Genomic DNA, 12,029 nt, shown 5'->3' on the forward strand with positions numbered 1-12,029 from the left:
AAAACCAAAGTCCGAATATCAAAAGAAAGCCGGCTCCCAGGTAGAGGAGAAAAAAGACATCTACTTCCAGTTGAATCACTCTGAGAGAAGCCCGATAAGCGACTAGAAGCCCTTGATCTCAAAGAGCCCGGTCACGCTTGCATTGTTGTGGATGCGAAGAATCCCCTCGCCCAGCAGCTCGGCCACACTGAGCACGGTAATCGGCAAGCCCTCTTCCTGTTTGACCGGAGTCGTATTGGTGGTGATCAGGCGGTCAATCGGGCCATTGGCCATACGCTCGTAACCACGCTCGTTCAGCACCCCGTGGCTCACCGCCGCCATGACGCTTTTCGCGCCGTTTTTCTTCAAGAGTTCGGCGGCGGCACAGAGCGTGCCTGCGGTCTCCGTCATGTCATCGATCAACAGTATATCCCGCCCCTCCGTCTCCCCGACCAGTGAGGTGGCTTCCACACGCTCCGCACTCACACGGCGTTTGGCGATAAAACCAAGCGGCACGTCGAGCATGTTGGCGTAGGCGGACGCCATTTTCATCCCCCCAACATCGGGAGAAAAGAGAGAGAGATTTGTGGTGTCGATATTCTTGAGATATTCAAAAAGCACCGGAGACGCGTAGAGATGGTCGACCGGTATATCGAAAAAGCCCTGAATCTGCTGAGCGTGGAGGTCCACCGTCAGCACACGGTTGGCACCGGCCGAAACCAGCAGATTGGCCACCAATTTGGAAGTGATCGGCACCCGCGGCTGGTCTTTACGGTCCTGCCTGGCGTAGCCGTAAAAGGGAATTACTGCGGTGATGCGATTGGCCGAGGCCCGGCGGGCCGCGTCAATCATGATGAACAGCTCCATTAGATTCTGATTCGCCGGATTGCTGGTCGATTGGATAATGAAAACGTCCGCGCCGCGGATATTTTCGTTAATGCGCACAAAGCTCTCACCGTCCGGAAAGCTGACAACATCAGCCTTGCCCAGCGGGGTCTTCAGATACTCACAAATTTCTTTTGCCAGTGCGGGATTCGAATTCCCGCAAAAAATTTTCAACCGCGATTCACTCATATTCATTCCTGTTCACGAGACTCAATCGATTTCTCCAGTTGATCAAACCTTTTGAAAAGTTCGGGCAATTTTCTCTGTAGAACGATAATCCGGTTGTGGAGTGCCATTTCCGTGGCCGGGCTGCCCCGCATCTTCGTGCCTGCCTCGACTGACTTCACGATAGCCGCACCGCCTGCGATCATCGCCCCGTCACCGATTTGGAGATGGCCGGCAACACCTGCCTGCCCCCCGATGACGACGCCGTCGCCGATCTCCGTGCTGCCACTGATGCCGACCTGGGCAACCAGCAGGCAGTGCTTCCCCACCCGAACATTGTGGGCAATCTGCACCTGATTGTCGATTTTCGTGCCTTGTCCGATGTAGGTGCTGCCGAAACGCGCGCGGTCGATGGTTGAGTTGGCCCCGACATCAACATCCGCAGCGGTAACGACTCTGCCCACTTGAGGCACGCGCTGATGCGCATTCTCCACGAATTCATAGCCGTATCCGTCCGATCCGATAACACAGCCCGGCAGGAGACGGTTCCGCTCGCCAATCTCGCAGTAATTCCCGACCACAACCCTCGGAAACAAATAGGTCCCTGCTGAAATCTTGGCATGTCGCCCGACATGCACCTGGCTTTCCAGGACGGCAGCCTCAACCGTGGCTCCGGCCTCCACGACACAGAGCGGCCCAATGGTCGCCTCGGGTGAAACCTTCGCCTCAGGGTGAATCACGGCCGAGGGATGGGCCCCAGGCTCGGGTGCGGGCATGAGCAAACGCTCGATTTCCCGGCAGATCATCGCGAGGGAAAAAGAAGGATTTTCGACCTTCAGGTAGATCTGCCCTTCGGAGGGTTCGCCGTCGTAGTCCTTGGGCAGGAGCACGACCGAAGCGTTCGAAGTTTCGACCTGGCTGTGGTATTTATGATTACCCAGAAAAGAAAGGTCGCCCGCCTTCGCGCTGGACAAGGAAGCAATCCCGACAATATCGCCAGAAAAATCTCCCACCGACTCAACATCCGGTGGCAGCATCTCAAGGATGCGCTGGAGCGAAAAAACAAATGCCATACTAAATAAAAACCCTGTTCTGCAAAACAGAACAGGGTTTGGAAATTAGTTATTTTGACAAGACTACTCTGCAGCCTGTGCGTTGAGGACAGCGATCACCGCATCGGTGATTTCGAGCGAGTCGTCCGCGAAGATGACATTGTTCTTAGCGACGACGAGGTCGATTCCCTTGTCCTTGGCCACCACGGAAACCGCTTCCACCGCTTTTTCCTGCAGCGGCGCAAGATCTTCCTGCTGTCCTTTCTGGGCGAGTTGCTGGGCCTGTTGACGGAACTGCTGTAGCTTAACCTGCTCTTGTTGCAGCTTTTGTTGCAATTCAGCTACCTTGGTCTGTGCATCCGAAACGGCTGATTCGCTGGCTGCAGGATTTTTGGCCATGGTCTCGGCCTCACGTCCTTCGGTGATGATCTGCTGGATGTTTTCCTGCATTTTTTTGATCTCCTCCTCGACCGGAGCGACCGAACCACGGATTTTTTCCACCGCCGTCTGGAATTCGGTGTAGTCGTTCAGCACGCGCTGTACATCGACCGTGCCGACAACCGGTGTTTTCTGGGCGACCAGGGCGGCAGCGAAAATGACCGAGGCAGTGATAATAGTAACAAGTTTTTTCATAATTTTTGGTGTAGGTGAGTTTTCGAGAGTGGATTAAACAGGACTAGAAGCGCGTGCCAAAAGAAAAATTGAACTGTCCGCCGCCGCCGGAGCCTTCGGGCGAAGTAATCGGAATGCCGTAATCAAGCTGTAGTGGCGAGCCCATAAGGAGAATACGGGCACCGACACCCCAGTTATCGGCATAGTCTGACATGCTGAAATCAAAATCTTCTTCATTAACAAAGCCCCAATCGTAGAAAACCACGAGCCCCAAAGGTTCCGCCACACGGAAGAGATATTCGAAAGAAACCATGGAGTAGCTGTTACCACCGATTGATTCGTCGTCATCATCCGGATCTCTCGGACCGACGTCTCTGAAATCAAAACCGCGCAAGGTGTCCGGTCCACCAAGGTAGAAACGATCATAGAATGGAACATCCGTGCTGTTCCCCCAAGGCGTTACCGTGCCGGCCCTTGCGACGACTGAAAAAGACTGTTCCAAAGTGTCAAAGGTCGGGAAGTAATGCGCGGTCTTGGCCTCGAATTTGTAGTAGTTCACATCCCCCCCGAGGCCGGCCACTTCGTTGTTCAACGAGGTCCGATTACCTTTGCGGGTGAAAATCAGGCTGTCCCGGTTGTCTCTCAGGAAGGTAAGCCCTACTTTTGAAATCAACTCTTCGCCTTCTGCCGCCTGAAAAACATCCGGAACCCCGTCACCCGTAATGGAACCGTCGGCATTCAGGACCGCTCCGGGTGCACCCGGATTACGCGCTACGTCGAAGATCTCAACCAGCTCCAGCCGGTAGGACAAACGTGCCTCAACCAGTTCAAAAAGCCTGCGGCGAAGGAAGAGCTCAAAACCGGTCCGCAACTCGTTATAATCGGCACTGTTGTAGTCGGACTCCGTTCGATAAAGCTCGACCCCGAACTCCAGACGCTGCTCGAAAAGCCAGGGCTCGATAAAGGAAACAACAACCTGATTACTCTCCGTACCGACCGAAGCGCGGAAACGGAATTTTTGACCGTCACCTTGAAAACCGGAGCGCCAATTAAAGAGATCGAAATTGCCCTGCGTCACCTCGAAATAGACGACTGCACTTTCAACCGAACCAAAACCCGCGCCTATGGTAAAGTTACCGGTACGCCCTTCACGTACGGTAATTCCGAGATCCTTGCGCCCGGGAATATTCGTCGGTTCAGGGTTGAGGCGGACATCCTCGAAGTAGTTGGTGTTTTTAAGACGTGCTTCGCTCACGTCCATTCTTTGCCGGTCGAAGACATCACCTGGGCGTAAGGCCAATTCACGGATAATTACCGTGGCTTTCGACTTGGTATTCCCCTCGACACGAATCGACTCGAGGTAAAAGCGTTCACTTTCACGAACGCGAAAGACAACATCGATCCGGCGGTTTTCCATGTTCGGCACACGCTCGGCGCGGACACCGGAATCGAGGTAACCACGCGAAGTGTAGTATTCGCGAATCGTGCTGGCTGCATCGTCAACCTTCTGGGGAGAAAACTTTTCGCCGGTCTCAACCTTAATTCCGGACAGGAGCTCCCCGTTGGTGAATACCGTATTATTATCCACGGAAAGCTCCCCGAGGTAGTAGAGGTCTCCCTCCGACACGGTGATGACGATATCGACTTCGTCTTCGCCTTCGAATTCAAATTCGACCCGATCTTCATGAACGACAGAATCCAGATAGCCGTTGTCCCGATAGAAATTCCGCAATGTTTCAAGGTCCTCCTTGAACTGCTTTTCATCAAACTTCCCTGAGCCTGTGATCCAGGAAAACCACCCGTCCTTTTTCGTCTCCAGTTGCTTACGCAGCTTCTTGTCCGAGAAGACTTCGTTGCCCTTAAAAATAATATCCTCAATCCGCAGGTCTCCACCTTCTTCTATGTCGATATCCACAATCGCATAACCGGTTTCAGGATTTCGCGAAATACGATAGTCCACAGACACATCAGGGTAGCCTTTCTTCACATAATAAGCCGCGATTGCATCCGCAGCCAGGCTGACTTTGTATTCATCGAGCGAATCGCCGCTTTCGAGAGTGACGTCCTCTTCAATTTCAGCTTTTCGGGCCAGACGCTTGTCCGAATAGTTTTCGTTCCCGTTAAAGCGAATGCGCTCGATGGTATACTTGGACTCCAGTTCAAAATAAACATCGATTTTATCTTCCGGAGCTTTTTCCACCCGGACTTCGACAAATTCAAAATAACCGGAGGAGTAAAGCGCACGAATCGATTGGTCGATCAGGGCAGGATTATAATCCATCCCGGGGCGCAATTGAACGTTACTAAAAATGAACTGGTCGCTGACCGCACGGAATCCTTTGAACTCCGGTATAATACGACGAATTTCCGGATACTCCTCCGCGGCGTCCTGCGCCAGCGCGCCGGTACAGCTCAGAAGAACGGATGATAGAGTAAGGGTGCGAAAAAGTGTTTTGAAGAAACGCATGGACTAATTCCTGGGGAATACGGGCAGCTAGTGCTGGAAATTCTCGTAGCGGGTATAACGGCGAACGAAGGTAAGATCGATATCCCCTACTGGGCCGTTACGTTGCTTGGCAATGATTAATTTAATTTGCTCAACATCTCCGGGCAGTCCGCCCTCTTCAACGCTTTCATCATCATCGCGCTTTTTGGCGCGGCTCAGTAGGAATACGACGTCGGCATCCTGCTCGATCGAACCGGACTCACGAAGGTCGGATAGACGTGGATCGCGGTTGTCCTTTTCCGACTCACGATTAAGCTGGCTGAGCACAACGACCGGAACATCCAGCTCTTTCGCCAGGCTCTTCACCCCTCGGGAAATATCGGCGATCTGTTGCTCGCGGGGCGCACGCGAATCTGTGCCGCGAACCAGTTGAAGATAGTCGATTACAATCAGGCCGAGACGATTCTTGGCGTCAATCCGTCGGGCCTTCGCGCGCAGGTCGAGAATTGTGGAGTCCGCCGCGTCATCAATCCAAAGCGGTGTACGCTCGAGCTCTTTCACGGTCTGGGTGATCTGGCGCTGGTCATCGGACGAGGCCACCCTGTCGCGGATGCGCTTCATGTCCACCCGGGCACGGCTACAGATCAAACGCATGGCCAACTGCGCCGCCGTCATTTCCAGACTGAAAACAAGCACGCCGGTCGGTTCGCGACCACCATCGGGAATGATGGCATGTTCGGCAAAGTTCATCGCAAGACTCGTCTTACCCACGGAAGGACGGGCGGCGAGAACGATCATCTGACCGGGATGAAAGCCGTAGGTCATGCCGTCGAGATCGCGGAAGCCGGACAGCACGCCGCTGGCTTCCTGCTTGTTATTCAAGAGGGCATGAATATCGGAAACCGCATCTTTGAGCGATTCCTTGATGGGTGTCGCGGTTTTGGAAACCCGGCCACTACTGATGTGGTGAATCTCCGACTCGATCTTATCAATAAAAACACTGATATCCTCCTGCTGCTGGTAGCAGGCCTCTGTCGCCTCGCGGGAGGTACGAATCAGGCGCCGAAGAAGGTACTTCTCATGAACAATCTTGGCGTAGTATTTGGCGTGCGCTGAAGTCTCGATCCGGCCCTGGATATGATAGATTTGAGCCAGCCCACCGACTTCCTCCTCAATCCCTTTTCGCTGCAGAGTGTCAAATAAGACGATTTCGTCGATGGGATCACCGATCTCATAGAGCTCTAGCAGGGTTTGATAGATCTGGGCGTGTGCTTCCTTGAAGAAACACTCCGGTTGAATCTGCATCTCAATGCAGGTCGTAATGACCTCCAGCCCCCCGTCCAGGAGGCAGGCGGCCAGTAAGCCTTCCTCCGCCTCCATGTTATGGGGCGGCACACGCAGCTCCGAGCCCTCAGCAGTCTCGGGAGTAAATCGATTTTTACCCGGAAATTTTTTTCGACCGGAACCAGCGGCGCTCGAATCAGATGGCATGGAAATAGGTGGTGTCGTATTGACAGCGGTGAATCAACCCTATCCCGCCGGATGTGAAAAACTATTCCTTGTCTTCAGCGTCCGCAGCCTCTTCTTCGGCAGCTTCCTCAATGGGATTTTCAGAAACGACTTCGAACTTGAGCTCTGCCGTGACTTCGCCGGCAAGTTTCACAGTGACCGTGTGGGAACCAAGCTCCTTGATCGGAGCCGGTAGCGAGAGCTGCTTCTTCACCAGCTCGACGCCTTCTTCCTTCAGACGCTCGATCAGGTCGTTGGCGGTCACGGCGCCAAACATCTTGCCACCCTCGCCGGTCTTTACCGCGATCGCGATATTCTTGGCATCAATCTGCTCAGCCAGCGTGCGGGCTTCATCGAGTTCCTTTTGCTCACGCACTTCGCGGGCTTTCAGAAGCGCTTCGATCTGCTTCTTGTTCGCCTGCGTGATCGGCAGTGCCAGTTTACGCGGCAGCAGAAAGTTGCGAGCGTAGCCGGAACGAACGGTGACGGTGTCGCCCTCCGCGCCGAGTCCATGAATGGGTTTTAAGAGAAGAACCTGATTATTGGCCATGATGAGTATTTGAGTAAATGAGTGTAATAGGTGTTTTTAGAAGGGCACGTCTTCGTCGAGCGTGTCGCTATCGTCGTTCTGCGAGGAGGAAGCGGACGGTTTGGAATTCGCGGGTGGTGAACTGCTCTCGTAACCACCGGAATTGCCACCGCCTGCATTGTCATCGCGCCCGCCGATGAATTGGAAATTTTCCAGGACAACGCCCAGCTTGCTGCGCTTTTGTCCTTCGTTGGTCTCCCATTGGTCGAGCTTCAAGCGGCCCTCTACCATAAGCGGGCGACCTTTGCGCATGTATTTGGTAATGACTTCGGCCTGTTTACCGAAAGCATCAATATCCACGAAGGTGGTTTCTTCCCGGCGCTCGCCGTCGCGGGTCGAGAATACCCGGGAAACCGCCATGCCCAGCTTGCAGATGGTGTTGCCATTAGCCGTCACACGAGTCTCCGGATCGCGGGTCAGATTACCGAGAAGGATGACTTTATTGAATGAGGCCATGGGACGTGCGTAGGATTGGAATTAGAGAGATTCGACGAAGATACGGTTGACGCGCTTGTCGAGGCGAAGCTTTTCCTTGAGCGTGGCAGGCACCGAACCGGGTCCGCTGAAGTAGAACTCCAGATAGTGCCCTTGCTTGTAGCGTTGATCGGCGGCGCGGGAGAAATCGCGGATACCGAGATCCTCGCTTTCACTCACTTCGGCTCCAATGTCGCCGAAAACGTCTTTAATATCAGCCAAAACCTTCGCGGCGTCGTCTTCGGACTCGCGGAGATCTAGGATGAAGGTTGCTTTGTAGTTATTTGTTGTGACTGCGCTCATGCGTCGTTGATGTGCGTTGGTTGATGATGTTGAAGGCGGTCTCGATGCCCTTGTCAATGATCAGTCGTATATGATCGAGGAAGTCAGGCATGCGACTTGAAATCAATTCGCGCTCGGCCGGCTTAAACTGGCTGAGTACGTAATCTGCGAGGTCCATCTCTTTAACAGGCTTGGCGCCAATCCCGATCCGGTAGCGGACGAATCCGGGACCGATCCGATCAAGCAGATCGCCTATGCCGTTGTGGCCACCCGAACTGCCGTTGACACTTAGCTTGGCCCGACCGAGGTCGAGCGTCAGATCGTCGTAAGTCACCAGGAGTGACTCCGGCCCAAGCTTGTGGTAGCGAAGCACCGCACCGAGTGAGCGACCACTGTCGTTCATGTAGGTTTGCGGCTTGACCAGCAATAGCTTGCGCTCTCCAGCTTGAACGGTGGCGACCTCAGCCTCGAAACGGGCCTCCGGACGCCAGACGCCCCCAAGCTGGTAAGCGAACCGGTCGACAACATCAAAACCGATGTTGTGGCGGGTGTTGCGGTATTTTGGGCCCGGATTTCCGAGACCGGCAATGACCGCGATGGACATTTTGAAAGAACAGTTCGGCAGGCAACTTGCCTGCAGGTAGGATTGAATTGGATGAAAAATTAGCTCTTAGCTTCGTCAGCGTCGGAGTCGTCGCCTCCTTCGGGCGCTTCTTCGTCATCGCTGACCTTGGTCGAAGGCACTTCATCAGCGGCGACTTCTTCAGCACCCTCTTCAGGCTCAGCCTCGACTGTCGGCGGCTGGCAGGAAACAATCACCTGGGCCGGTTCGTTGAGATACTCCACGCCTTCGAGTTCAGGGAGCTCGTCAATGTGGATGGCTTCACCCACCTCAAGCTTGCTCACGTCAACCTCAACGTGGTCGGGAAGCTTGGACGGACGGCAGCGAATGTCCACATCGTGCGTCTTGTGGTCGATCACACCACCGTCGTTCTTCACACCGACACAATCGGCCTCACCGACAAGATGCACCGGAATGTGTGTGGTGAAGGCGTGGCCGCGCTCGATTTCCTGGAAATCGATATGGTTGATGATGTTTTTGACGGCATCTCGTTGGATATCCTGGACCAAGGAGAGTGCTTTCTCCCCCTTCTCGTCGGTCAATTCGACCACAGCTGCGCCACCACCGATCTCACGGTTCAGGTTACGAAAATCGACCGCGGAAACGGAAATAGAGCGGGCATTGCCCTGACCGTAAAGCGAGGCAGGGATGCGACCCTCTGCTCGTAGGCGACGGGCAACACCGCGGCCCGTGTTTTCACGGCTGGATATGTTTAACGAATATGTTTGCATAACTGGTAGAATTCAAGACTACGCCGTTCCTGAAACGGCTCTGGAATTGAGAAAACGGGGCAGAGTAGAATAGCCGAATCGAAAAGCAACCTAAAGTTTTGGAATTTTTAACCTGCGGGAATTTTTGTTTTCCGTCCCACGACCACTGGATTAAACCATATATATAAACACGACCGGACTCAGCCTGGTCGCCACCTGTATGTCACAAGACCCGACACCACCTTTATCCGCGCAAAGCCTGAAACAACTGGCCCAAATTCCGCTCGATGCGGTTTCCTCACCGGGCTATGTCGTGCATTTGGACCGGCTGGAGGAAAACTGCCAACTCCTCGCCTCAGTGGCCGAACGCTCGGGCGCCAAGGTCCTCCTCGCCCTCAAGGGCTTCGCCTGTCATGCCACGTTCCCTTTGATTCGCCAGTATCTGCAGGGGACGACCTCCAGCGGGCTCCATGAGGCACTTCTGGCGAAAGAGTACTTTGGGAAGGAAGTTCATGTCTACTGCCCTGCCTATAAAAGCGAAGAACTGGCCGAGCTCGGAAGCTTCGCACACAGTCTTGTCTTTAACTCGCCCAGGCAGCTCGAGGCCGGCCTGAAATCACTGCAAAAGAAAAGCCGCCCGGAAATCGGCCTGCGAATCAACCCGGAATATTCGGAGGTGGAAACGGACCTCTACGATCCCTGTGCGCCCGACTCGAGACTGGGCACACCCAGGTCCGCCCTGGATACGGTGCTGACCGAGAACCCGGATGCCTTCGAGGCTCTGGATGGCCTGCATTTTCATGCCCTTTGTGAACAGGACGCGGATGCGCTTGAGCATACCGTCGCGGCTTTTGAAGCCAAATTCAGCGACCTCATCGCACGGGTCAAATGGGTCAACTTCGGCGGTGGGCATCACATTACCCGACCGGGCTACGATGTGGAGAGACTGATCTCGGTCATACGGCGCTTCCGGGAGAGTTACCAAGTCGAGATCTACCTTGAACCGGGCGAAGCCGTGGCACTGCACACCGGAATTCTCGTGGTTACCGTGCTCGACATTCTTGAGGCCGGAGGCCACCAGCTCGCCATACTCGATAGCTCCGCGACCTGCCACATGCCCGACGTACTGGAAATGCCCTATCGCCCCAATATCGCCGGCGCCGGCAAACCCGGCGAAAATGAATACACTTACCGCCTGGGAGGGCTCTCCTGCCTGGCAGGTGACGTGATCGGAGATTACTCCTTTGAGGAACCGCTGCGGGTCGGCCAACGCCTGGCCTTCCTCGATATGTCACACTACACAATGGTCAAGACCACGACGTTTAACGGTGTGCCACTTCCCTCGATCAATACCTACTCCCAAGCTGCCGGCCTGACCGGGATCCGGCAATTCGGTTATGCCGACTACCGCGACCGCTTGTCCTGATGCAATTTTTTACATCCCACACAAGCATGAAAATTATGATTCGACGTTTGCCAAAGCTTACCTATTAAGAAATCAGCTATTAAGAGACGCTAAGCAAAGATGACCTTATTCACTCTCAGAGATTTGAACGCCTCCGCGAAAAATAGTCGCATCTCTGAACGCAGTAACTGCGGTTCACAATGAAGCTGGAAGAACACCCATTTATAGAAAGTATTTCCGCGGAACGTCGTGACTTGATCCTGGGCGAGATTGAGGTGCTCGAACTCGAACCGGAGATGCCTATCTTCGAGGAAAAATCCGAACCGGATGCACTTTATCTCATTCTCGAAGGCTCTGTCTGTTTCACCAAGGCGAAGAACGACGGAAGTCGCCAAATCGTCAGCGAGTCCGAGGCTGGCAGCTTCTTCGGCGAAGTGGGCGTCTTCACCGGGGAAAAACGGGCACTCGGCGCCCAGACTCGGGGAAAAAGCCGCGTGGCCCGCGTGCCCGAACCGACCGTGAAAAGAATTATCGAAGACTCCGAGCCGGTCCGCCGTATTCTGGAGAGCGTCATTCACCATCTCAAGAGCACGACCAATCATTACATGAGCGAGGTCATGCGCACGGAAAAGTTTGCCCTCGTCGGCACGATGGTCTCCTCCATCCTGCACGATTTCAAAAATCCCTTCTCCATTATCAGCCTCGGCTCCACCATCATCCAAAACCGCCACAAGGATGATCCGAAAACCGCCAAGATCTGTAACGATATGGAAACCCAGATCCGCCGCATGGTCAACATGGCCAACGATTTGGCCGCTTTTGCCCGGGGCGAACACGAAATCGAGATTGCCCACATCTCCCTGGACACCCTATTCGAACACTTTCAGGAGTTGAACGGCCCGTTCTTCGATGACAACCAGATCGACCTCAAACTGAACGGTAACGGGATCACGCTTCAAGGTGACGCCAGCCGCCTCCTCAGAATCTTGCAGAATCTAGTAGGTAACGCCATCGATGCCCTTCACACAGCTGAAATCGAGGGTGAAATCAAAGTCGACGCTGAAACGAAGGGCGATGATGTGATCATCCGCGTCAGCGACAACGGCCCCGGCATCCCCCCCGACATCCGGGAAAACTTCTTCGAGCCCTTTGTCACGCAGGGCAAAAACGAGGGCACCGGTCTCGGCACCGCCATCGTCAAAAGCATCGTCCTGGCCCACAAAGGCAGTATCGACTTCGAGACCAGCGCCCGGGGCACGACCTTTACTATTCAACTGCCGAAAGAGCAGGCTTGAACCG

12 protein-coding genes are annotated in these 12,029 nt (G+C 54.3%); 2 read left to right on the forward strand and 10 right to left on the reverse strand.

Going from position 1 to position 12,029, the window contains the following annotated elements; translation table 11 throughout:
- Nucleotides 1–102: 102 nt before the first annotated feature.
- The 10 genes from DDZ13_RS05935 to DDZ13_RS05980 all read right to left on the reverse strand — a co-directional run bounded on the left by DDZ13_RS05935 (nt 103) and on the right by DDZ13_RS05980 (nt 9,346).
- Complete coding sequence (locus DDZ13_RS05935) at nt 103–1,053, reverse strand: ribose-phosphate diphosphokinase (protein ID WP_199221061.1); 951 nt, start codon at nt 1,051–1,053, stop codon at nt 103–105.
- Nucleotides 1,054–1,055: 2 nt separating this feature from the next.
- Nucleotides 1,056–2,102 (reverse strand): UDP-3-O-(3-hydroxymyristoyl)glucosamine N-acyltransferase, encoded by a 1,047-nt coding sequence (lpxD, locus tag DDZ13_RS05940; RefSeq protein ID WP_110130515.1) that lies wholly within the window; start codon nt 2,100–2,102, stop codon nt 1,056–1,058.
- Between the two features lie 63 nt (nt 2,103–2,165).
- Complete coding sequence (locus tag DDZ13_RS05945) at nt 2,166–2,714, reverse strand: OmpH/Skp family outer membrane protein (protein WP_110130516.1); 549 nt, start codon at nt 2,712–2,714, stop codon at nt 2,166–2,168.
- 43 nt (nt 2,715–2,757) lie between these two features.
- Complete coding sequence (gene bamA, locus DDZ13_RS05950) at nt 2,758–5,160, reverse strand: outer membrane protein assembly factor BamA (protein WP_110130517.1); 2,403 nt, start codon at nt 5,158–5,160, stop codon at nt 2,758–2,760.
- A 27-nt stretch (nt 5,161–5,187) separates the two neighbouring features.
- On the reverse strand, nt 5,188–6,630 hold the full coding sequence (dnaB, locus tag DDZ13_RS05955) for a replicative DNA helicase (RefSeq protein ID WP_110130518.1): 1,443 nt from the start codon (nt 6,628–6,630) through the stop codon (nt 5,188–5,190).
- A gap of 61 nt (nt 6,631–6,691) precedes the next feature.
- A complete protein-coding gene (gene rplI, locus DDZ13_RS05960) occupies nt 6,692–7,198 on the reverse strand; it encodes a 50S ribosomal protein L9 (RefSeq protein ID WP_110130519.1) in 507 nt (168 codons plus the stop codon).
- 36 nt (nt 7,199–7,234) lie between these two features.
- Complete coding sequence (gene ssb / locus DDZ13_RS05965; RefSeq protein WP_110130520.1) at nt 7,235–7,693, reverse strand: single-stranded DNA-binding protein; 459 nt, start codon at nt 7,691–7,693, stop codon at nt 7,235–7,237.
- A 21-nt stretch (nt 7,694–7,714) separates the two neighbouring features.
- Nucleotides 7,715–8,014, reverse strand: coding sequence for a 30S ribosomal protein S6 (locus DDZ13_RS05970; protein ID WP_110130521.1), 300 nt, complete (start codon nt 8,012–8,014; stop codon nt 7,715–7,717).
- Complete coding sequence (gene pth / locus DDZ13_RS05975) at nt 7,992–8,597, reverse strand: aminoacyl-tRNA hydrolase (protein ID WP_110130522.1); 606 nt, start codon at nt 8,595–8,597, stop codon at nt 7,992–7,994. Before pth ends, DDZ13_RS05970 begins: the two co-directional genes overlap by 23 nt.
- A 59-nt stretch (nt 8,598–8,656) precedes the next feature.
- Nucleotides 8,657–9,346 (reverse strand): 50S ribosomal protein L25, encoded by a 690-nt coding sequence (locus DDZ13_RS05980; protein ID WP_110130523.1) that lies wholly within the window; start codon nt 9,344–9,346, stop codon nt 8,657–8,659.
- 199 nt (nt 9,347–9,545) lie between these two features.
- Between DDZ13_RS05980 and nspC the strand changes: the two genes are divergently transcribed.
- Together nspC and DDZ13_RS05990 are read left to right on the forward strand one after the other, a co-directional pair.
- Nucleotides 9,546–10,751, forward strand: coding sequence for a carboxynorspermidine decarboxylase (gene nspC / locus DDZ13_RS05985; RefSeq protein ID WP_110130524.1), 1,206 nt, complete (start codon nt 9,546–9,548; stop codon nt 10,749–10,751).
- A 179-nt stretch (nt 10,752–10,930) separates the two neighbouring features.
- Nucleotides 10,931–12,025: a sensor histidine kinase gene (locus tag DDZ13_RS05990; RefSeq protein ID WP_110130525.1), complete on the forward strand. Its 1,095-nt coding sequence runs from the start codon at nt 10,931–10,933 to the stop codon at nt 12,023–12,025.
- The last annotated feature ends 4 nt before the right edge of the window (nt 12,026–12,029 follow it).

It is taken from the genome of Coraliomargarita sinensis (assembly GCF_003185655.1).
GTDB classification, from domain to species: domain Bacteria; phylum Verrucomicrobiota; class Verrucomicrobiia; order Opitutales; family Coraliomargaritaceae; genus Coraliomargarita_B; species Coraliomargarita_B sinensis.